The 20,689-nt window shown below is 56.5% G+C and carries 20 protein-coding genes; 8 read left to right on the top strand and 12 right to left on the bottom strand.

Annotation, left to right across the window (positions count from 1 at the left end; genetic code table 11):
• Positions 1–487 precede the first annotated feature (487 nt).
• Both gap and AB5Y92_RS09005 read left to right on the top strand, forming a co-directional pair.
• The gene (gap, locus tag AB5Y92_RS09010; protein WP_005335708.1) at positions 488–1,483 is read left to right on the top strand and encodes a type I glyceraldehyde-3-phosphate dehydrogenase; all 996 of its coding nucleotides are present in this window, start codon (positions 488–490) and stop codon (positions 1,481–1,483) included.
• Between the two features lie 86 nt (positions 1,484–1,569).
• Positions 1,570–2,436 (top strand): D-hexose-6-phosphate mutarotase, encoded by an 867-nt coding sequence (locus AB5Y92_RS09005; RefSeq protein WP_368226528.1) that lies wholly within the window; start codon positions 1,570–1,572, stop codon positions 2,434–2,436.
• Between the two features lie 70 nt (positions 2,437–2,506).
• Here the strand turns inward: AB5Y92_RS09005 and nadA are convergent, their stop codons facing one another.
• Positions 2,507–3,580: a quinolinate synthase NadA gene (gene nadA / locus AB5Y92_RS09000; protein WP_005362945.1), complete on the bottom strand. Its 1,074-nt coding sequence runs from the start codon at positions 3,578–3,580 to the stop codon at positions 2,507–2,509.
• A gap of 140 nt (positions 3,581–3,720) precedes the next feature.
• Here nadA and AB5Y92_RS08995 point away from each other — a divergent pair, with 140 nt between their 5' ends.
• On the top strand, positions 3,721–5,826 hold the full coding sequence (locus AB5Y92_RS08995; RefSeq protein ID WP_368226526.1) for a methyl-accepting chemotaxis protein: 2,106 nt from the start codon (positions 3,721–3,723) through the stop codon (positions 5,824–5,826).
• A 69-nt stretch (positions 5,827–5,895) separates the two neighbouring features.
• Here the strand turns inward: AB5Y92_RS08995 and AB5Y92_RS08990 are convergent, their stop codons facing one another.
• Both AB5Y92_RS08990 and AB5Y92_RS08985 read right to left on the bottom strand, forming a co-directional pair.
• Positions 5,896–6,351, bottom strand: coding sequence for an NfeD family protein (locus AB5Y92_RS08990; protein ID WP_368226524.1), 456 nt, complete (start codon positions 6,349–6,351; stop codon positions 5,896–5,898).
• Positions 6,348–7,271 carry an SPFH domain-containing protein gene (locus AB5Y92_RS08985; protein ID WP_005335703.1) on the bottom strand — a complete coding sequence of 308 codons (924 nt, stop codon included), beginning with the start codon at positions 7,269–7,271 and terminating at the stop codon, positions 6,348–6,350. Before AB5Y92_RS08985 ends, AB5Y92_RS08990 begins: the two co-directional genes overlap by 4 nt.
• Before the next feature lie 197 nt (positions 7,272–7,468).
• On the opposite strand from AB5Y92_RS08985, the gene cysG reads away from it, so the two are divergent.
• The 5 genes from cysG to cysC all read left to right on the top strand — a co-directional run bounded on the left by cysG (position 7,469) and on the right by cysC (position 13,808).
• Positions 7,469–8,905, top strand: a complete 1,437-nt coding sequence (gene cysG / locus AB5Y92_RS08980; protein ID WP_368226522.1) for a siroheme synthase CysG — start codon at positions 7,469–7,471, stop codon at positions 8,903–8,905.
• Between the two features lie 72 nt (positions 8,906–8,977).
• Positions 8,978–9,910 (top strand): sulfate adenylyltransferase subunit CysD, encoded by a 933-nt coding sequence (cysD, locus tag AB5Y92_RS08975; protein ID WP_368226529.1) that lies wholly within the window; start codon positions 8,978–8,980, stop codon positions 9,908–9,910.
• A 12-nt stretch (positions 9,911–9,922) separates the two neighbouring features.
• A complete protein-coding gene (gene cysN / locus AB5Y92_RS08970; protein ID WP_368226520.1) occupies positions 9,923–11,350 on the top strand; it encodes a sulfate adenylyltransferase subunit CysN in 1,428 nt (475 codons plus the stop codon).
• Positions 11,351–11,354: 4 nt separating this feature from the next.
• Positions 11,355–13,079: an SLC13 family permease gene (locus AB5Y92_RS08965; protein ID WP_157161965.1), complete on the top strand. Its 1,725-nt coding sequence runs from the start codon at positions 11,355–11,357 to the stop codon at positions 13,077–13,079.
• Between the two features lie 138 nt (positions 13,080–13,217).
• Positions 13,218–13,808, top strand: a complete 591-nt coding sequence (gene cysC, locus AB5Y92_RS08960; protein WP_201986247.1) for an adenylyl-sulfate kinase — start codon at positions 13,218–13,220, stop codon at positions 13,806–13,808.
• 663 nt (positions 13,809–14,471) lie between these two features.
• On the opposite strand, the gene AB5Y92_RS08955 is transcribed toward cysC, so the two are convergent.
• The 9 genes from AB5Y92_RS08955 to AB5Y92_RS08915 form a co-directional block, all read right to left on the bottom strand.
• Positions 14,472–14,786 (bottom strand): DUF6572 domain-containing protein, encoded by a 315-nt coding sequence (locus AB5Y92_RS08955; protein ID WP_076492616.1) that lies wholly within the window; start codon positions 14,784–14,786, stop codon positions 14,472–14,474.
• An 84-nt stretch (positions 14,787–14,870) separates the two neighbouring features.
• Positions 14,871–15,239, bottom strand: a complete 369-nt coding sequence (locus tag AB5Y92_RS08950) for a hypothetical protein (protein ID WP_201986248.1) — start codon at positions 15,237–15,239, stop codon at positions 14,871–14,873.
• A 123-nt stretch (positions 15,240–15,362) separates the two neighbouring features.
• Entirely contained in the window at positions 15,363–15,599 is a 237-nt protein-coding gene (locus AB5Y92_RS08945; protein ID WP_201986249.1) for a hypothetical protein, read from the bottom strand.
• Between the two features lie 180 nt (positions 15,600–15,779).
• Positions 15,780–15,926, bottom strand: coding sequence for a hypothetical protein (locus tag AB5Y92_RS08940; RefSeq protein ID WP_368226518.1), 147 nt, complete (start codon positions 15,924–15,926; stop codon positions 15,780–15,782).
• Positions 15,919–16,767 carry a hypothetical protein gene (locus AB5Y92_RS08935; protein WP_368226516.1) on the bottom strand — a complete coding sequence of 283 codons (849 nt, stop codon included), beginning with the start codon at positions 16,765–16,767 and terminating at the stop codon, positions 15,919–15,921. Before AB5Y92_RS08935 ends, AB5Y92_RS08940 begins: the two co-directional genes overlap by 8 nt.
• 106 nt (positions 16,768–16,873) lie before the next feature.
• Positions 16,874–17,176 (bottom strand): barstar family protein, encoded by a 303-nt coding sequence (locus AB5Y92_RS08930; RefSeq protein WP_368226514.1) that lies wholly within the window; start codon positions 17,174–17,176, stop codon positions 16,874–16,876.
• Positions 17,177–17,614: 438 nt separating this feature from the next.
• Positions 17,615–17,974: a hypothetical protein gene (locus AB5Y92_RS08925; RefSeq protein ID WP_139410345.1), complete on the bottom strand. Its 360-nt coding sequence runs from the start codon at positions 17,972–17,974 to the stop codon at positions 17,615–17,617.
• A 404-nt stretch (positions 17,975–18,378) separates the two neighbouring features.
• Positions 18,379–20,016, bottom strand: a complete 1,638-nt coding sequence (locus AB5Y92_RS08920; RefSeq protein ID WP_368226512.1) for a PAS domain-containing methyl-accepting chemotaxis protein — start codon at positions 20,014–20,016, stop codon at positions 18,379–18,381.
• A 276-nt stretch (positions 20,017–20,292) separates the two neighbouring features.
• Positions 20,293–20,689 (bottom strand): DUF2806 domain-containing protein (locus AB5Y92_RS08915; protein ID WP_368226510.1); only part of this gene is annotated, 397 nt, incomplete at its 5' end.

Genomic DNA, 20,689 nt, shown 5'->3' with positions numbered 1-20,689 from the left:
TCGTCATCGACGCGGTAGCCCATGGCGCCCAGCATGGCGGCCTTGCTCTCTTCTGATACCTGGGCCGGGTGGCCCCAGGCATCGACATACTCGCTGGCGATACCTTTTGCGGCAGCCAGCTGTTCAATCAGGGTGGTCATAGTTTGAGAATTCCCGCTGTGGATTCTATCTATACTATTTTGTTTGATTTTTATGGGGTGGTACTTGAACAGTGGCTCTTTGGCCATGCTAAACCGCGCACATTTTTACATATCTCTGTGAATGGTTGTGTGACCGAGTAGGCACTATTGTTGATATCTGCGCGATGCCACGATCTGGCACTTTTTTCGTCAAAACGTGGTAATCAGTTACATAAACAGAAAATTAATTTCACAGTTTTTCATGATATAGCGCAATTTCAGACAGAATGTTGGTTGACTCACCGGAGAGTTCTAGTAAATTTACAAGCGGAATTTTCTTTGACTACTGAACAGTTAGGTAACTAAATATGACTATCAAAGTAGGTATTAACGGTTTTGGCCGTATCGGTCGTTTCGTATTCCGTCTGGCTTGCGAGCGTGCAGACATCGAAGTTGTTGGTATCAACGACCTGATCGATGTTGACTACATGGCTTACATGCTGAAGTACGATTCAACTCACGGTCGTTTCAACGGTACCGTTGAAGTTAAAGACGGCAACCTGGTTGTAAACGGCAAAACCGTACGTGTTACCGCTGAGCGTGACCCGGCCAACCTGAAGTGGGGCGAAATCGGTGTTGACGTTGTTGCTGAAGCTACCGGTCTGTTCCTGACCGACGAGACTGCTCGTAAGCACATCGCTGCTGGTGCCAAGAAAGTTGTTCTGACTGGCCCGTCCAAAGACGCTACCCCGATGTTCGTAATGGGTGTTAACGACTCTACCTACGCTGGCCAGGACATCGTTTCCAACGCTTCCTGCACCACCAACTGCCTGGCACCGATCGCCAAGGTTCTGAACGATACCTTCGGTATCGAGTCTGGCCTGATGACCACCGTTCACGCTACCACTGCTACCCAGAAGACCGTTGATGGTCCGTCTGCCAAAGACTGGCGCGGTGGCCGCGGTGCGGCTCAGAACATCATCCCGTCCTCTACCGGTGCTGCCAAAGCTGTTGGCGTAGTTATCCCGGAACTGAAAGGCCTGCTGACCGGTATGGCTTTCCGTGTTCCGACTCCGGACGTGTCTGTTGTTGACCTGACCGTTAACCTGAAGAAAGCTGCCACCTACGCAGAAATCTGCGAAGCGATGAAAGCTGCTTCCGAAGGCGCTATGAAAGGCGTTCTGGGCTACACCGAAGACGAAGTTGTATCTACCGACTTCCTGGGTGAGCGTCAGACCTCCGTATTCGACGCCAAGGCTGGTATCCAGCTGAACGACAAATTCGTTAAAGTTGTATCCTGGTACGACAACGAAATGGGCTACTCCAGCAAAGTTCTGGACCTGATCGCTCACATCTCCAAGTAATTTGGGATGCGCAATCGCGTAGCTTGAAAAAGGCGGCCATTGGCCGCCTTTTTGTTTTTCGGTTTCCCCTGATGACAGGAGTCCACATGCAATCCATTCGTCCCCTGACAGCCAATTGCAAGCTTGCCAACAATGCGGCCGGTCTGCCGGTTCTCACCATCAACAACGACTATGCCAAGGCAGAAATCAGCCTGTTTGGCGCCCATGTGCTGAGCTATCAGCGTCATGGCGAGCCGGCCTCCATCTGGCTGAGTGACAAGGCGGTGCTGGATGGCAGCAAGCCTGTTCGCGGTGGTATCCCGATCTGCTGGCCCTGGTTTGGCCCGGCGCCCGCCCGCGTCGGTAGCGGCAAGCCCTCCCACGGTTTTGCCCGTACCACCCTCTGGGTGCTGGACGGGGTCTCCGATCACGCTGACGGCACGCTCGTTCATCTCTCCCTGCGCGACAGCGATGCGACCCGCGCCCTGTGGGATCACACCTTCGAGCTGGAACTGGACGTGCTGGTTGGCAAAGAGCTTTCGCTGGTGCTGACCACTCGCAACACAGGTGCTCAGCCGTTGACCTATAGCGGTGCGCTGCACACCTATTTGCAGATCAGCGCACCGGAGGCGGTAAGCGTCACCGGCCTGGGTGAGCCCTATGCCGACAAGCTGACCGGACAGGATGCCAAGCAGCAGGGTGCATTGACCCTGAACGGGCCGCAGGATCGGGTGTACTGGCAGCCAGAGGCGCTGGTGAAGGTGCAGGATGGTGAGCGCGAGACCCGGGTAGTGAGCGGCAACCACGACAGCGTAGTGGTCTGGACCCCCTGGCTGGAAGGGGCTACCGCCATGGCCGACATGAGCGACGATGGCTATCGCACCATGCTCTGCGTCGAAGCAGCCATCGCTGGCGAGGCGGGTGTGACCGTTGCGCCGGATGAAGAGCACAGCCTCTCCACCGTAATCATCTGAGTTGGATGAGGTTCAGATAAATAAAGAGGGCTCCCGCGGGAGCCCTCTTTGCATCTCGTGATGGCGGCAATCAGGCGTTGCCCTGAGTCTTGAGCTTGAGTTCGGCGGCGAAATTGAGCATCCGGTCGAGGGGGATCAAGGCTTTGACCCGCAGATCTTCGTCGACATGGATCTCGTGGCGCTCGGCACCGTCGGTGAGGGCTTCCTTGATCGCCACCAGACCGTTCATCGCCATCCAGGGGCAATGGGCGCAGCTGCGGCAGGTAGCGCCATCGCCACCGGTCGGTGCTTCCACCATCTCTTTCTCCGGACAGGCCTGCTGCATCTTGTAGAAGATGCCCCGATCGGTCGCCACGATCAGCTTCTGCTGGGGCAGCTCCTTGGCCGCCTTGATCAGCTGACTGGTGGATCCCACCGCATCGGCCAGCTCGATCACCGAGGCGGGGGATTCCGGATGAACCAGCACGGCGGCGTCCGGATTCTGCTCTTTCAGCTCGCGCAGGGCACGGGCCTTGAACTCGTCGTGGACGATGCAGTGGCCCTGCCAGCGCAGCATCTGCGCCCCGGTCTTCTTCTCGATATAGGCACCCAGATGGCGATCCGGGCCCCAGATGATCTTGTGACCCAGACTGTCGAGGTGCTCGACGATCTCCAGCGCGATGCTGGAGGTCACCACCCAGTCAGCCCGTGCTTTGACGGCGGCCGAGGTATTGGCGTAGACCACCACGGTATGATCCGGGTTGGCATCGCAAAACGCTGAAAACTGCTCGATGGGACAGCCCAGATCGAGGGAGCATTCGGCCTCCAGAGTCGGCATTAGCACCCGCTTGTGGGGGCTCAGGATCTTGGAGGTTTCCCCCATGAAACGTACCCCGGCGACGATCAGGGTTTGCGCCTCGTGATCGCGGCCAAAGCGGGCCATCTCCAGCGAGTCACCGACGAAACCACCGGTGGCTTCGGCCAGCGCCTGGATCTCGGGATCCGTGTAGTAGTGGGCAACCAGTACCGCCTTGCGCTCCTTGAGCAGCGCCTTGATTTCTGTGGTCAAGGTCATTCTCTGCTCGGCACTCAGGGGAAGAGGTTTGGCCGGAAAGGGGTAGTCCATCGCGACTACCGGCGGGACACTGCTCAGTGCATTGCTCATTGCGACTGTTCCATCAACGCTCGGGAAGGCAAAAATTATAACCAGAAGCCTGCCACAAACCCATCAACAAATCGGGTGAAGCGCAAGTGGGCGAATATACTCAAGTAATTCGTTGTTATTCTGCCATAAGGAGTTGTCGCATGAAGCAACGTTCCCTCAAGTTCAAGTTGTTGTGCCTTACCATGGGGCTGTTTCTGCTGACCGGGCTGGCCATGACCCTGTTGCAATCGGCCTCGTTCAGTTCCCTTCGCAACATGGTGATGACCCAGACCAGCGATGCACTGGAAGAGGAGGTCTCCCGCAGCCTGCAGTATCAGGCAGAGCGCTATGCCATCCAGATTGCCTCGCTGATGCAGAACTCCTATCAGATCCCCCTGACCGTGACCGCCCAGATTGAAGCCGGGATGGCCAAACCGGAACTGCGGTTGTCGCGGCCCCAAGTGGAATCTCTGCTCGGCAGCAGCCTGCAGCAGGCGAGCGGGATCAGCTCCATTTATGCCCAGTTTGAACCGGATGGCTATGATGGCGAGGATGGCAACTGGCTGGGCGGGGCCAGCCACTCGGTGGCAGGCAAGGGGAGTCTGGAGGTCTATTTCACCAAGGATCAGGGAGGGGCCGTCGCTCAGCAAGCGGTGGACGCCGCCGCCAGCGAGGCCAAGTTTGATACCTCCCTCAACGAGTTCGGCATTCGCAACAGCGAGTGGTATCTCTGTGGTCGCGATACCCGCCAGCCCTGCCTGATGGAGCCCTACCTCTACGAAATCAGCCCGGGCAACAAGATGCTGATGACCAGTCTGACGGTGCCCGTGCTGCGTGACGGCAAGTTTGTCGGGCTGGCCGGGGTGGATATGAACCTGCCCATCTTCCAGCAACTGGCTGAAAACCTTGGCAAGAGCCTCTATGACAACAAGGCGGATGTGACCCTGGTCAGCAAGATGGGGCTGATTGTGGGCAGCAACCGCTATGCCGACAAGCTGGGCCGTCCACTCAAGGAGGTGGGCCTGACCCTGCCTGACGGTCAGCCGGTCAGCAGCGACAGTGACTTCATTCTTCATCAGCCCATCCGGGTTGAGGCAGCCAATACCCAGTGGTGGTTGATGATCAAGGTGCCCAAGGCGCTGGCCCTAAGCAAGGCGCACACCATCAGCAGCGAGCTCGGCGCCCTGCTGGTGGATGCCCAGCGGCAGCAGATCATCGCCATGGGCGGTATCACCCTGTTGGTGTTGGGACTGCTGGTCTGGTTTATCCAGACCATCACAGCGCCACTTTCTCTTATCAGCCGCCATGTGGGCCATCTCTCCAGCAACGAGGGGGACCTGACCCAGCAGATGGAGATCGACACCCATCAGGAGCTGATCGATCTGGGGTCCCAGCTCAATGCCTTCCTCGGCAAGCTGCGGGGCATGGTGCAAATGAGCAAGGGGATCGGTCAGCAGGTCTACCAGCAGGCGCGGGAGATGAAACATACCGCCGACACCATGCGCAGTAGTCTGGATGAGCAGAATCTGGAGCTGGAGAGCGTAGTGAGCGCCATGCATCAGATGAGCACCACGGCAGTCAGCGTGGCGGGTTATGCCGAGCAGGCGGCGCAGGAGTCGGAAGCGGCGACCCACCACATCAATACCGCCCAGCAGACCCTCAGCAATGCCCGCAACGAGATCCATACTCTGGTCGGCGATATGCATGAGGCGGATAAAGCGGTGGCGCTGGTGGCCCAGCGCAGCACCAATATCAGCCGGATCCTCGATGTGATCCGCGCCATTGCCGAGCAGACCAACCTGCTGGCCCTCAACGCCGCCATCGAAGCGGCGCGGGCAGGGGACATGGGGCGTGGCTTTGCGGTGGTGGCAGACGAGGTGCGGGCGCTGGCGACCAAGACCCGTGAATCAACCGACGAGATCGGCCAGCTGATTGGTAGCCTGCAGACCGAGGTGAGCAGCAGTCAGCGTCTGATGAATACCGGCATCGAGCGCTCCACCACCACGGTGCAGGGCACCGAGCAGGCGTTCGAGGCGCTCAATCGGGTGGTGGCCCAGATCCAGCAGATCCACGACCACATCAGTCAGGTGGCCACCGCCGCCGAGCAGCAGAGCGCCGTCAGTGACGATATCAACAAGAATTTGATGCGGATCGGCGATACCGCCAACGTGATCGGGCAGGAGGCCAGCTCCAGCCATCAGCTGAGCGAAGCGCTGGAGCAAGCGGCCACGGCGCTGGCCAGTCAGCTCGATCGGCTGCGTACCTGAGTGGCAGCCAGAGAGACAAAAGCCCGCGAGCGATCGCGGGCTTTTTTATGACTCGATGGCAGAGTTGCGTCAGTTGCGGAGTTCAACCAGCAGGATGTGGGAGTCGGCCCCGACCACCCTGACCTTGCTGCCTGCAGGCAGCGACTCGTCGCAGCGCACCGTCCAGACCGTGTCGTCCAGATGCACCCGGCTGGTGCCCTGGGTGACATCATCCAGCAGGGTCAGCTCGCGGCCCATATAGCTCTGCATCCGCTCGTTGATGGTGCTGGCGGCATCCTGACCCGAGTTGTCACGCTGGTGCTGCCAGCGCCACCAGGCCCAGGTGGTGAGCAGGGATTGCACCGCAAACAGCAGTAACTGCGCCTGCCAGCCAAAGGGCCAGATCAGCAGCAGTAGGCCCACTTCCAGAGCGGCGATGCCGGTCCAGAGCAGGAAGCCCACCGACCCCAGTACCTCGATGGCCAGCAGAATGAAGCCGAGCCCTAGCCAGTGCCAGTGGGTCAGCCCCTCGAACAGGGCTGTCATGACTTGCTGCCCTTGCCATCTTTGTTGAACAGCTCGGCCATGCCAGCCACCGAGCCAATCAGGCTGCCTGCTTCCAGCGGCATCATGATGATCTTGCTGTTGGGGCCTTCACCGATGCGGGCCAGTGCCTCGGTATATTTCTGAGCCACGAAGTAGTTGATGGCCTGCAGGTCTCCTTCCGCAATTGCCTGGGAGACCATATGAGTCGCCTTGGCTTCTGCCTCGGCAGCCCGCTCCCGCGCTTCGGCGGCGAGGAAGGCGGCCTGACGCTCACCCTCGGCCTTGAGGATCTGGGACTGTTTCTCCCCTTCCGCTTTCAGGATCTTGGACTGGCGCACCCCTTCGGCCTCCAGCACCTCGGCCCGTTTCTGACGCTCAGCCTTCATCTGGGCGTTCATCGCCTCGACCAGTGCCAGCGGCGGGCGCACATCTTTAATCTCGATGCGGGTCACCTTGATGCCCCAGGGGGCGGTGGCGGCATCCATGGTGCGCAGCAGCTTCTCGTTGATGGTGTCGCGCTGGGAGAGCATCTCGTCCAGCTCCATGGCGCCGAGCACGGTCCGCATATTGGTCATGGTGAGATTGCGGATGGCGCTGGTGAGATCGTTGACCTCATAACCCGCTTTGCGGGCATCCACCACCTGCACGAAGCTGATGGCGTCGATGGTGACGTTGGCGTTGTCGCGGGAGATCACCTCTTGTGCCGGGATGTCCAGCACCTGCTCCATCATGATGATCTTGTGGCCGACCCGATCCACGTAGGGGATCAACAGGTTGAGGCCCGGGGTCAGAGTGCGGGTGTAGCGGCCGAAGCGCTCCACCGTCCAGTTGTAGCCCTGGGGCACGATCTTGATACCCGCGCTCAGAGTGGCGAGCACCAGGAACACAAAAATCCCTAGCACAATCAATGATTCATTCATCGTTTAGCTCCTTATGAAACACAGTCCCTAGCCTATGGTCTGGCGTCAGGTACCACAAGTGACTTTGTACGCCTTTGTCATGAATTGGGTTTTCTAATTACCAAAACGCATTAAAAAGCATTTTTTATTATTTTGAGGGATAAGCTGCCCTGCCTATAGTCGCCCCATATTAGTCGTGTTCCGAGGGATGGGCCGAAATGGATTATTTACCTATGTTTGCCAAGTTGGAAGGCCGCCCGGTACTGCTGGTGGGCGGGGGCGAGGTTGCCCTGCGCAAGGCGCGCCTGTTGCTGGCGGCCGGTGCCCGACTGACCATTGTTTCCCCGCAGATTGAACCGGAATTTGCGGAATTCACCGGTCGTTTCACCCATCTGGCGGAGCGCTTCACCCCGGCCCATCTGGCAGGCCAGATCTTGGTGGTGGCAGCTACCGACAACCTCGAAGTCAACGCACTGGTTTATCAAAGTGCCAACCAGCTGGGCCTGTTCGTCAATGTGGTGGATGACCCCAAACGCTCCAGCTTTATCTTCCCCTCGATCATCGATCGCTCGCCGCTGATGGTGGCGGTTTCCAGCGGCGGCAAGGCGCCGGTGCTGGTGCGCCTGCTGCGCGAGCGGCTGGAGAGCCTGCTGCCGCGCCATCTCGGCGGGCTGACCGAGCTCTCCGGCCGGGTTCGTGACAAGGCCAAGCGGGTGCTCTCCTCGATTTCCGATCGTCGCCGCTTCTGGGAGCGCGCCTTTGCCTCCAACACCCTCGCCAGCCTGATTGAAAAAGAGGATTGGCAAGGGGCCGAGCAGTGGCTGAGCGATGGCCTCGACCAGGCGAAAAGCGAAGTAGGAGAAGTGGTGCTGGTCGGCGCGGGCCCCGGTGATCCGGGCCTCTTGACCCTCAAGGCGCTGCAACAGATTCAACAGGCTGAAGTAGTGCTCTACGACCAGCTGGTCTCGCCTGAGATCCTCGATCTGGTGCGCCGTGATGCCACTTTGGTGTCGGTCGGCAAGAAGGCGGGCGCCCACAGCGTGCCGCAGGAGGAGACCAATCGCCTGCTGGTGGACTACGCCAAGGCGGGCAACCGGGTGGTGCGGCTGAAAGGGGGCGATCCCTTTATGTTTGGCCGGGGTGGCGAGGAGTTGGAAGTGCTGGCCGACGAAGGTATCCCCTTCTCTGTGGTGCCCGGCATCACGGCCGCTGCCGGTGCCACCGCCTATGCCGGCATTCCGCTCACTCACCGTGATTACGCCCAGAGCGCCGTCTTTATTACCGGCCACTGCCAAAAAGAGGGCAAGGAGCCCGACTGGCAGCAGCTCGCCGCCACCAGTCAGACCCTGGTCATCTACATGGGGCTGATGCGCTCAGAGCATATCCAGCAGCAGCTGGTGGATCACGGCCGAAGCCAAGCCACCCCCATCGCCATCATCGAGCGCGGCACCACATCCCGCCAGCGGGTGCTGACCGGCACCTTGGCTGATCTGGCCGAGCTGGCCAAACAGGCGGTGAGCCCGTCGCTTATCGTCATCGGCGAAGTGGTCGCCCTGCGCGATCGGCTGGCCTGGTTTGGAGAGCAGGGCGGCGAGCAGCAGCGCGCTAACCCGGATCTCGATGGCTGCGACCTCAAGTTGGTGCAGCTGGCCTGACCGAGAAAGAGATATTTGATGCGGCTGCCAGCGCGGCCGCGCACTGAACCACCCAGCGCCCCGAGCAGGCGCATAAGCAATGACCCGAGGACCAACATGGACCGTGAAAGATTGACGCACTTGCAGCAGCTGGAAGCCGAGAGCATCCATATCATCCGCGAGGTGGCTGCCGAATTTGAAAACCCGGTGATGATGTACTCCATCGGCAAGGACTCCTCCGTCATGCTGCATCTGGCCCGCAAGGCCTTCTATCCGGGCAAGATCCCGTTCCCCTTGCTCCACGTCGACACCGACTGGAAGTTCAAGGAGATGATCAAGTTCCGCGACGAGACCGCCAAAAAGTACGGGCTGGATCTGATCGTCCACAAGAACCCGGAAGGGCTCGCCATGGGCATCAACCCCTTCGTCCACGGCAGTGGCAAGCACACCGACATCATGAAGACCGAGGCGCTCAAGCAGGCGCTCAACAAATATGGCTTCGATGCCGCCTTCGGCGGTGCCCGCCGCGACGAGGAGAAGTCCCGTGCCAAGGAGCGGGTCTACTCCTTCCGTGACAAGTCCCACCGCTGGGATCCGAAGAACCAGCGCCCGGAGCTGTGGCGGGTCTACAACAGCCAGGTCAACAAGGGGGAGAGTATCCGGGTGTTCCCGCTCTCCAACTGGACCGAGCTGGACATCTGGCAATACATCTATCTCGAGAACATCGACATAGTGCCGCTCTACTTCGCCGCTTACCGTCCGGTGGTGGAGCGGGGTGGCATCAAGATCATGGTGGATGACGATCGTATGCCCATCGGCCCGGAAGACGAAGTGAAGCAGGAGCTGGTGCGCTTCCGCACCCTCGGGTGCTACCCGTTGACTGGGGCCATCGAATCCGACGCCACCACCTTGCCGGAAATTATTGAAGAGATGCTGCTCACCACCTCGAGCGAGCGGCAAGGGCGGCTGATTGACCACGATCAGGCCGGCTCCATGGAGCAGAAGAAGCGTCAGGGATATTTCTAAGGAGTCGTCAGCATGAACAGCCATATTCAGACCGCCATCACCGAACAGGGCATTGAAGCCTATCTGCACGCCCAGCAGCACAAGAGTCTGCTGCGTTTTCTCACCTGCGGCAGCGTGGATGACGGCAAGAGCACCCTTATCGGTCGCCTGCTGCACGACTCCCAGCAGATTTATGAAGATCAGCTCAAAGCGCTGGAGTCCGACAGCCAGAAGCTCGGCACCACCGGCGAGAAGCTGGACCTGGCGCTACTGGTGGATGGCCTGCAGGCGGAACGCGAGCAGGGCATCACCATCGACGTGGCCTACCGCTACTTCTCCACCGCCAAGCGCAAATTTATCATCTCGGATACCCCGGGCCACGAGCAGTACACCCGCAACATGGCCACCGGCGCCTCCACCTGCGATCTGGCCATCATATTGATCGACGCCCGCAAAGGCGTGCTGGATCAGACCCGCCGCCACAGCTTTATCGCGAGCCTGCTCGGCATCAAGCAGTTCGTGGTGGCGGTCAACAAGATGGATTTGGTGGAGTTCAGTCAGGAGGTGTTTGAGCGCATCAGCGCCGATTACCGCGAGTTCGCCAAAAAGCTCAGCGTCGACACCATCCATATCGTGCCGGTCTCGGCGCTGGACGGTGACAACGTGGTCAACCCAAGCGACAAGCTGGCTTGGTACGAAGGCGAAACCCTGCTGGCTTTGCTGGAGTCGGCCGAGGTTGAGCGCGAGCTGGAGCGTCATCCGGTGCGCCTGCCGGTGCAGTATGTGAACCGCCCCAACCTCGATTTTCGCGGCTTCGCGGGGACGCTCGCCTCCGGCATCCTGCGGGTGGGCGACAAGCTGGCGGTGCTGCCGTCGGGCAAAGAGAGCACGGTGACCCGCATCGTCACCTTCGACGGGGATCTGGAGTACGCCCTGCCGGGTCAGGCCATCACCGTCACCTTCGCCGATGAGATCGACATCAGCCGCGGCGACCTGCTTGTGGATGCCGCCAAGCAGCCACAAGTGACCCAGAATGTGCTGGCACATATCGTCTGGATGGGGGAGGAGTCCCTGCAACCGGGTCGGGTCTACGACGTCAAGCTGGCCACCAAAAAGAGTCGCGGTCAGGTGGAGGCCATCCGCCACCGCATCGAGATCAACAAGCTCGACGAGTTGTCTGCGAGCGAGCTCAAGCTCAACGAGATCGGCCTGTGCGAGCTGAGCCTCACCGACCCGGTGGCGTTCGACCCGTATCAGGAGATCCGCGATACCGGCAGCTTTATCCTGATCGACCGGCTGACCAACGTCACCGTCGGCGCCGGCATGATAGTGGAAGGCTTGGCGGCTAAAGCGGTAAAAGGGCACTACAGCGAGTTTGAGATCGAGCTCAACGCCTTGGTGCGCAAGCACTTCCCGCACTGGCAAGCCCTTGCCATCGGTAACGACACAAGCAAGGAGTAAGCCCATGACCTGGCAACAATTCCTGGTGCTGGGTCTGCTGGCTGCTCTCGTGGCCCTGCTGATCCAGGGCAAACTCCGCCCGGCGCTGCTCTTCTCGGGCGCCGTGCTCATCACCTACCTGAGCGGGCTGGCGGATATCAATGCCGTGGTGGCGGGCTACACCAACAGTGCCCTGCTGACGCTGGTGCTGTTGCTGCTGGTGTCGCTGGCGGTGGAGAAGACCCGCATCATGAGCTGGTTCGCCAATCTGGTGGGCACGGGTTCATTCAACAAGGTGCTGGTGAAGGTGTGGTTCTCCACCGCCTTCCTGTCTGCCTTCGTCAACAACACAGCCGTGGTGGCCTCCATGCTGGGAGCGGTCAAACGCAACCCCAACCATGCGCCGTCTCGGCTGCTGCTGCCCATGTGCTTCGCGGCCACCTTTGGCGGGGTGCTGACCCTGATCGGCACCTCCACCAACCTTATCGTCAACAGCTTCCTCATCAAGATGGGGGCGCCGCCGCTCGGCATGTTCGACTTCTTTATGGTGGGAGCGGGCACCCTGCTGACCGGTCTGGTGGCCGTGCTGCTGTTTGCCCGTCACCTGCCGGAGCAGGATACCGAGATGAGCCGCGAATCCGGCTACTTTCTCGAAGCCAAGGTGGGCGCCGGTTCACCGCTGGTGGGGCGCAGCGTCAAGGAGAACGGCCTGCGCAGCCTGAAAAGTCTCTATCTGGCGGAGATCATTCGCGGCGAGCAGGTGATCTGCCCGGTGCAGCCGGAACACGAACTGCACGAAGGGGACGTTCTGCTGTTTTGCGGCGACGTGGAGAGCGTCGGCGTATTGCAGGAGATGAAGGGGCTGGATCTCTACGGCCAGCACCGCCTCAACGGCCAGCATCTGGTGGAGGTGATCGTCAGCCACAGCTCACGGCTGGTGGGTCAGACCATTAAGGATGCCGAATTTCGCACCCACTTCGATGCGGTGGTGCTGGCGGTGCGCCGCGGCGAAACCCAGCTTACCGGTGGCCTCGGCCAGATTGAGCTGCACGCCGGTGATACCCTGCTGCTGGCCCCCGGCCCCCAGTTTGCCCGCAACAAATCGCTGGGTCGGGAGTTTGTGGTGGTGAGCGGGCTGGAAGCCTCCACCCGTCTCGATGGCAAGCGTAGCGCTGCCGTGGTGCTGGGCTTTCTCGGGGTGTTGGCGCTCTCTGTGTTTGATTTGGTGCCGCTGTTCAAGGGGTTGCTGCTGATGCTGGTGGCGCTGCTGCTCACCCGCATTCTGACCCTGGACGAGATCCGCCGCCGCTTCCCGCTGGATATCTGGCTGGTGGTGGGCGGGGCGCTGGCCATCGCCGATCAGCTGGAAAAGAGCGGGCTGGCCAAGCTTATCGCCGACTGGCTGATGGGGGAGTTTAACGGTGCCAGCCCCATCATTGCCTTTATCGGTATCTATGTGTTTACGCTGGTGTTGACCGAGCTGATGAGCAACAACGCCGCCGCCGCGCTGGCCTTCCCCATGGGTTACCAGCTGGCGCTCAGCATGGATGTCTCGACCATGCCGTTTATTCTGGCGGTGCTGTTCGGGGCGAGCTCCAGCTTTATCCTGCCCTACGGCTACCAGACCAACCTGATGGTCTATGCCGCGGGCAACTACAAGATGCCGGACTACCTCAAGCTGGCCCTGCCGGTCTCGCTGGCCTATAGCCTCGGGGTGATTGTTATGGTGCCCCTGCTGTTTCCGTTTTAAGGCGTGAGCGCCAATCAAGGCGTGTTGGGTGAGCAATACCATGGCACCAGCAGGTTGTCGGCGGATAGTCCGAGGCGGCTCCCTGTGGTGCCGGACCGTTTAAGTTTTGAGGCGTGAGCGCCAATCAAGGAGTGTTGGATGAGCAATATCGTGTGGCACAAGCATGCCGTCGACAAACAGAGCCGGGCCGAGCTTAAAGGGCAAGAGCCGCTGGTGATCTGGTTTACCGGGCTCTCTGGGGCGGGCAAATCCACCCTGGCGGGGGCGCTGGAGCAGGCGCTGGCGGCACAAGGCAAGCACACCTATCTGCTGGATGGGGACAATGTGCGCCACGGCCTCTGCGGCGATCTCGGTTTCGATGATGCTGCGCGGCAGGAGAATATCCGCCGGGTCGGCGAGGTGGCGAAACTGATGGTGGATGCGGGCCTTATCGTGCTCACCGCCTTTATCTCGCCATTTCGTGCCGAGCGGGCGCTGGTGCGCAGCCTCTTGGGCGAAGGTGAATTTGTCGAGGTATTTGTCGATGCGCCGCTCGCCATCTGTGAAGAGCGCGATCCCAAGGGGCTCTATAAAAAGGCACGGGCAGGGGAAATTACGAATTTTACCGGTATCGACTCATCTTACGAGGCGCCGGAGCAGCCGGAAATTCATCTGCTGAATGCCGGTAAACCGGTGGAGGTGCTGGTGGGGGAGTTGTTGACTGCCCTGCGGCAGGGAAATTACCTGTAGCTGGTGAGTGGGCCGTTTTACACAGGGAGCTGAATTGTTATCTCGGCGCGGTTATTCGCGATTGTCCGAATACGCTGCGCGATTCGAACCTACGGGCTAACACCCGCCTAAGGGGCTGGCAACGCACTACCACTAAACCCAACAACCGTAACCTCTGCGGCTCAATGGGACTGGAAACGCCGCGCGTTGACAGTCCATCTTGAGGCGTTTGTTATACAAAACTTTTTCTTAAAATACAGAGTCTTTAATACACTATGTTACGCTCATGTCGGCAATTGCATAACAAGTCAGATTGCTCTTGTCGGTCGGAGGTGAACTGGTGACACCTTTACTACCATTTACATTAATTACCTGTGTCTGGCTATCGTCGCGCATAAAAATCCTACCACCATTTTCCCAATGTTACATTTACTAGGTATTCGCTCATATTTGCGCATATTGCAGTTTCACAAGACTCAAAGCTTTCTTTATCACTATCAATCACTAGGCATTGCGAGCTTACTTCATCGTAACCTGCCCAAGATTTTGAACTCATAATGATCAAAATTAAGAGGCTGTAAATATATTTCACAGAGAGTACCTCATTGTTTTGTATAACGCCGCCAACAGCGGCCGAGCGTAGCGAGGTCCAGAGCACAAAGTGCGCAACGCTGCTTGGCCTTGTTAAATGTAGACTTTGTGACCAAACTGGAACCCTGCTTGATTAATAACATTGCTGCACTGTGAAATGAACTCTAGTGCAGAAGATGTTGGCTCATACTTGCACACCACATTAATTTTGAATTCTTTGCCCTTTGAGTCTGGATAAGTTTCATATATCTGACCAGATTCAAGAAAAGCCAAATAGGTATTGATTTTTCCTTGGAGTAGAAATAGGTGCTCATCATTCCATTCCAGATGATCTGAAATTGTAAGCACTACGACACCTTTTTCATCTACTCCGATTGCGTCCACTGAACTTTGATCTTCGATGCTCATAGGCATTTAACGTTTGGTTAATAGGCCGGCTTTAGCCGGTCCCGAGTGAGCGAAGCGAACGGCTTGAACCAGTTGTTATGCGGCTCACTTGAATTCATATGTTGCGGTGCCATTTGGTTTCATTTTGATTATTACTGTTTCGTACTGGTGGTCACGCTGCGCCTCTAATTTGAGTAGTTCTCGCGCTGCGTTGTGCGGGCCAAAAATGTTGGTTGGTTCAAACTTAAATTCCTCACCGGAATTATTCATGGTTGCACGATATGAGCTTTTAGAGTTTGTTAGGCCGGCTTCATGTGTGATTGTGAATGTAGCTTTAACTTCTGCCCAGCTTTTGGGAGCATCAATGGTTACGTTTTCATATATGAAGCTAACCAAGCCATTGGCGGTAAAGTTTTGTGACATTGAGAAGCTGCTCCATAGTAGGGTTGTCAGGATGAATATAATTTTTTTCATACATGATTCTCAGTTAACGCATAACGCCGCCTGCAACGGCCGGAGGTAAATGGCGCATTTTTTAGCAACGCCAAAAAACGTGACAGTTGCTGGAGGTCCGATCGCCGGGCCTTGTTAAGTGCTTTACGGGAATGATATGTGCTTTACGCATAACTCCCGCCCCTTGAGTTTATAATTTTCACACCCCTTCATGCGGCACTTTTCAGTAGATATTCCACCATGAGCTAGAAGTGACAGCTTTTCTTTTGCTTCTCCGATTAATGTTTCATCAGGTAAATCTTTGATGCCTGATCGCTTTATACCAAATAATGGGAATGCGCCTTCTTCGGGGGGCGTATTCAAAGTACCAATATTGCCCACACACCATACATTGGATAATAGGATTATCAAAATCCATTTTAGGCTGCCAATTTTCAGATTCGATTTCCTGAAAACACTCTGAATTATCATCAGCACCTTGATATCGGAAATGCCTATCCCAGTAGGTAGGATCAGAAATATATGATGGTAATTCCTTACAATTGCACATGGCACGTTCGCTCATTGCACATAACGCCGCGCACTGCGGTTTGGGTAAGCTGTCACCATTTTTGCGGAACGCAAAAATGGTGACAGCTTACCCAAATCCGACTGCTGCGCCTTGTTAGCCTTTTTTCCAAAACTGCCACCATTTTCTACTTTACTCATTACCGGGCACATCGCTTTCTTCAGTTGGTCGCGGAAATGGGTTTGATGCAACAATCAACGATAAATTTATGAGATTGAATAATTTATCCGAAAGATCTTCATACTCTTTATGAGTGGCAGCATCGTTGAATCCCATGTCGTTCCATGATCCCATTCCTCCAAACACCCAAGCGCGTTGACACGCGTTCAGTAGTTGGTGGTATTCGGGTGGAGCATAGCCAGCAGGGAATATTTTGTATTCTTTATCGCTGGCAATAGGTGGCTCATCAAGAGCCTTCAGCCCCCTATCGAAACACTCACCAAAGTTGCTACAATCATTTGTATGAGCAAAGTCACTTATTCTTTGAAGCGTTTCTTTTAGTCGTTCTTTTACTTCAGCCGCAAGTGGTAAAGGCTGCTCGGGCTGATTAGAATTTCTTAAGATTCGCCCATATTTTACATGCCATATGTTCTGTTCAGGATCATCTTTATCACCTATCTCCCACCTAGCTTCCCAGAAATCAGATTTGGTTGGCTTTACCGCTTCAATTAACCACCGCCCACCACCTCCGACGAAGGCCACAGACATCCGGTCTGATATTTCCTCTTTATTTGTAGAGATATATCTGACTCTTAGCTGGACAACGCCCGTCTCATTTAGCTTTTTGAACCAAGCATTGGGGTTCTTTGCAAATTCTCTTTCATGCCACTTCGTTCCCGAGCTTTGTAGATCCACAAATTTTACAAATTTGCAGAACTTGAAAGTAGAACTATTTGGAAAATAGCTCTCATCTAAACGCTTAGCTAAATATTCATTCCCATGAGCGGCTATCGAAAGTAGTTGGGCAATTGTTCCTTGCATGGAATCTCCGAAAGGGGGCTAACGCTGAGGTAACCGGCGCGCGTCAGCGCGTCCGACGGAGGCCCGCAGGGCCGGAGTGTAGTTGACCGCCGTGTTAGAACGCATTTTATTCAACTTTGATGTACACATTGCCATACCTCTCAGTTTTTAGATCTTTTTCTATGACCTTCAGCCTTTGGTAGAAAACGCCATTATGTAGGTTTTTAATTTTTGACGTGTTTACAAATTGAATTTCACAACTGCCTTCTTCATCGGGGAAGCCTGTGCCACCTGCTGACAGCGCATCCCACAAAGCATCTAGATTGCGACCGAAATATTGTGAACCATCGGGTTTTACTGTGTGAATATAGGCAGCCCAAAAGTCTTCCTCGGACTCAATTTTATCGCAATTGATTACGTAGAGATTCATAGATGACCATCACTGCGTTCTAACAATTTATTATATGGAATGTTTCCACATAGAAACATGCGGCTGTTCCACATATCCTGCCAATTTTTTGTATCACATCAATGTAGTTATCCATACTTTCAATATGTTATATCAATGTTTCTTGCATTAACTGTAGGATAAATGGTCTTGTTTCCTCTATATCCAATATGGGGCTCCACTAGCATCCATATTGTGTGAAAATACATCTAGTATGTTGGGCCAAAAATTGTATCTCGTATGTTGGGCTAAAAATCGTAGGTTGGTGCTGAACGAAGTGAAGCCCAACGTTTACCGAGAAACGTATCTAAAAATTTGTGTTCTCGATCGGCCCAATCCATCTTTATCCTGTTCTGGTTGAGGTGATCATGTTCGTCTGTTGGGCTTCGCTACGCTCAGCGCCAACCTACAAAAACGAGGCTACCGAGTATAAATATCGGCACGCTCATTTATTTTACCTAGACGAACTAACCTGGAGGCAATGGAACCTTTTGTTCTTTTATGGATTCTTGATAATTCATCAACACCTAAGCCTGAATCAAAGCTATTTGCCAATAGCTCATCTTCGTCTGGCTTCCACGGCTTCCCAGCATTTTCTGGTAAATCAGATTTACGCTTTTCAGAAATGATTGATGCTTCGAGGCTCTGTTTTGCGATAAATAAAGCTCGAATGACTTTCGGCTGATTGAAGCAGCTTTCTTCAGATAACTCTTCACCGGTTTCAGGATTAACACCTTCTGATAATGCTGAGATGATTTCTAAAGCCTTAATGACATCCATATTTTTCCCTTTAACGCTGAAGAACTTGTCTGTTGGTCTTCGCTACGCTCTGTGCCAACTTACAAAAACCACGCTACCGCCCCTGAATTCCAGCCTCCAGTCTGCTGCTTGTTACCTGCGTTTTGGCAATGGCTTGGCTCATGGCTGACTCCTGCGAGAGGTTGCCAAGCGGCTATGTTACCGAATGGGGCTGAGGAAGAAAGTAGATGTGGAAAATTTCCTGAGCAAGATCAACAAACTACTCAGTTACGGGGGCGATATGAATTTTCAACAGATGCGTCCATCAGAGCTGGGGAAAATCGGACGGTGAAGCGGGAGTATCGTCCTCTTGTTGGCGGGTATGAAAAAACCAAATGGGCCTGCGGGCCCATTTGGTTTTTCTGCGGTGATTGTTTAGGTAATGGTTATCTCGCTTGGCGAACCGGCACGGAGCGGGTGGTGGCCACTTCGTAGCGGCTCTGGGTTGCCGGAGCCCCTTTCTGAAACTGGCGTACCAGCCGGTCGAGATCGCTTAACTGGTTGACCAGCTGGGTGATGCAGTGCACGGCGTGCTGGCTGCCGACGCTGGAGTCATCGGCCAGGGTCTTGATGCTGAGCACGTTGCGGTTGATCTCGGCGGTGACGTGGAACTGCTCCTGCACCGCCTGGGCAATCTGGCCGCTGCCGGAGGCCACCTGCTGCAGCATATCGTTGATCTGCTGGAGTATGGTGCCGGTCGCCGAGGCTTTTTGCTGGCAGCTTTCGGAGAGTTGGCAGCCCTTCTCCATCGCCTGTTCTGCATCCCCGGCGCTGGTTTGCAGCTCGGTGATCATCTTCTGGATCTCGCTGGTCGAGGATTGGGTCTTGATGGCGAGCGTGCGGATCTCGTCAGCCACCACCGAGAAGCCGCGACCCGCTTCGCCAGCCCGGGCCGCTTCAATGGCGGCATTGAGGGCCAGCAGGTTGGTCTGGTTGGCGATGTTGTTGATCACATCGAGGATGCCATCGATATCGCGGCAGTGGCCGACCAGCGCACTGATCACGCTCTTGGAGGTGGTCAGCTCGCTGTTCATACCCGCCACGGCAGCCACGGTTTCGGCCACGCTGTGGTTGCCGCTCTTGAACAGGTCGGCGGTCTCGTCCAGCAGGCTGGAGGATTCGCTGGAGCTCTGTGAAACCTCGCGAATGGATTCCGACATCTCGGTCACGGCGGTCGCTACCTGATTGGTTTCGGCCTGCTGCTGTTGCAGGTTGTCGGTGATGGATTCGGCGTTGCGCAGATCCCCCTCGGCGGCTTGCAGGATCTTGCTGCAGGTCTGTTGGGTGCGGGCCAGCACGGCGTTGAACTCGGCCTGATTCATCACCATCGAGAGTTCGATGGCGGCGATGTTGTCCACCTTGTTGGTGTAGAGCAGCTGCATCAGCGGGTTGTCAAAGCGGCTGCGGGCCATCTTGTTGAGCTTGCCGAGGCGACGGGAGAGGACATTCAGGGTGATGGCCGCTATCGCCAGCGGCAGGGCGACCAGCGCCAGTTGCCAGTTCATATCGTGGTTGTAGCCCAGGGCAAACATGGCGAGCAGGCTCAGCAGCAGACAGAGGTTGATGGTCAGGGTATGGGAGAAGGTGGGCAGCTTGAGCGCCAGCGGCAGCTTGTTGTTGCGAAGGTCGGCATAGACCTTCTCGGCTCGCTGCTTGATCTCCTCGCTCGGGGCGGTGCGCACCGACTGATACTCCACCACCCGGCCGCTGGCATCCTTGATGGGGGTGACAAAGGCGCTGACCCAGTAGTGATCGCCACTCTTGCAGCGGTTCTTCACCGGTCCCATCCAGCTCTTGCCTTCGCGGATATGGTTCCACAGATCGGCAAAGGCCTGTTTCGGCATGTCAGGATGACGTACCAGATTGTGGTGTTCCCCCACCAGCTCGTCGAGCTGGAAGCCTGCTATCTCGCAGAACTCATCGTTGGCGTAGGTGATGCGGCTCTCCAGATCCGTGGTGGAGATCAGGCTCTGGTGGTCTGGATAGAGACGTTCTCTTTGGGTAACCGGTTGATTGATTCTCATGGCCTTACTCCCGAGCTGTGATGGTTAGATTTTGATCTGCATCAAGACGTGTGCAAGGGGTGGGCCAGCTGGCAAAAGCTAATGATTGATATGTTATTAGCGCCGTTTTGGCAGGAAAAGAACGTTGCTGTTTGCAATATGCAACGGATCTGACGGGGTGTGCCTCTGCGGCATCTGCAATTTGCAACCTATTCTGGACAAGCCCATAAGCTTGGAGCCAGCAGCTTGATGCGAAGGAACCACGAACCGACGGGGCATCAGCTGCCCCGCCAGAGCTCAGGGGAGAGGGTCGGGAGCGGGTGAGGAGGGGGCGCTAACGAGCTGCATCACTTCAATCTGGATACCCTGCACTAGCACGGTTTTCAGATCCTGCAGGTACTCCTCCAGCGGTGACTCTTGCAGCAGCTGGGCGAGCTCGTTGCCCACCGGGGTGAGCCGGTAGTAGAGCAGGGTGATGTTGTTCTGCTTGCACTGCAGCCGCCAGCGCTGGTTGCCAAACTCCAGCTCGACCCCATCGGCGGGCAGCGGGCCGGACTCCAGCTCCGCGCGATGCAGCAGCCCGAGCTCAAACAGTTGCAGCAGGGCGTTGTAGGGCAGTCGGTATTTGCCAAGGCCAAGGCGGGTTGCTTTGGCGCGACTCAGCAGGGTGGCCCCCTTGTGCAGCCCCAGCAGC

This window comes from Aeromonas sp. R1-1 (assembly GCF_040908495.1).
Classification (GTDB): domain Bacteria; phylum Pseudomonadota; class Gammaproteobacteria; order Enterobacterales; family Aeromonadaceae; genus Aeromonas; species Aeromonas veronii.
Note: the sequence above shows the minus strand (reverse complement) of the source record. Positions and strands in the feature narration are given on the sequence as shown.

Excerpts from the sequence above, each read along its gene's own strand:
- AB5Y92_RS08920 (WP_368226512.1), bottom strand. The coding sequence starts at position 20,016 with ATGAGAATCAATCAACCGGTTACCCAAAGAGAACGTCTCTATCCAGAC.
- cysC (WP_201986247.1), top strand. The coding sequence starts at position 13,218 with ATGAGCAATATCGTGTGGCACAAGCATGCCGTCGACAAACAGAGCCGG.
- gap (WP_005335708.1), top strand. The coding sequence starts at position 488 with ATGACTATCAAAGTAGGTATTAACGGTTTTGGCCGTATCGGTCGTTTC.
- AB5Y92_RS08935 (WP_368226516.1), bottom strand. The coding sequence starts at position 16,767 with ATGCAAGGAACAATTGCCCAACTACTTTCGATAGCCGCTCATGGGAAT.
- AB5Y92_RS08965 (WP_157161965.1), top strand. The coding sequence starts at position 11,355 with ATGACCTGGCAACAATTCCTGGTGCTGGGTCTGCTGGCTGCTCTCGTG.
- AB5Y92_RS08955 (WP_076492616.1), bottom strand. The coding sequence starts at position 14,786 with ATGAGCATCGAAGATCAAAGTTCAGTGGACGCAATCGGAGTAGATGAA.
- nadA (WP_005362945.1), bottom strand. The coding sequence starts at position 3,580 with ATGAGCAATGCACTGAGCAGTGTCCCGCCGGTAGTCGCGATGGACTAC.
- AB5Y92_RS08985 (WP_005335703.1), bottom strand. The coding sequence starts at position 7,271 with ATGAATGAATCATTGATTGTGCTAGGGATTTTTGTGTTCCTGGTGCTC.
- AB5Y92_RS08940 (WP_368226518.1), bottom strand. The coding sequence starts at position 15,926 with ATGAGTAAAGTAGAAAATGGTGGCAGTTTTGGAAAAAAGGCTAACAAG.
- AB5Y92_RS08925 (WP_139410345.1), bottom strand. The coding sequence starts at position 17,974 with ATGGATGTCATTAAGGCTTTAGAAATCATCTCAGCATTATCAGAAGGT.
- AB5Y92_RS08995 (WP_368226526.1), top strand. The coding sequence starts at position 3,721 with ATGAAGCAACGTTCCCTCAAGTTCAAGTTGTTGTGCCTTACCATGGGG.
- AB5Y92_RS09005 (WP_368226528.1), top strand. The coding sequence starts at position 1,570 with ATGCAATCCATTCGTCCCCTGACAGCCAATTGCAAGCTTGCCAACAAT.
- cysN (WP_368226520.1), top strand. The coding sequence starts at position 9,923 with ATGAACAGCCATATTCAGACCGCCATCACCGAACAGGGCATTGAAGCC.
- AB5Y92_RS08950 (WP_201986248.1), bottom strand. The coding sequence starts at position 15,239 with ATGAAAAAAATTATATTCATCCTGACAACCCTACTATGGAGCAGCTTC.
- AB5Y92_RS08990 (WP_368226524.1), bottom strand. The coding sequence starts at position 6,351 with ATGACAGCCCTGTTCGAGGGGCTGACCCACTGGCACTGGCTAGGGCTC.
- cysG (WP_368226522.1), top strand. The coding sequence starts at position 7,469 with ATGGATTATTTACCTATGTTTGCCAAGTTGGAAGGCCGCCCGGTACTG.
- AB5Y92_RS08930 (WP_368226514.1), bottom strand. The coding sequence starts at position 17,176 with ATGAATCTCTACGTAATCAATTGCGATAAAATTGAGTCCGAGGAAGAC.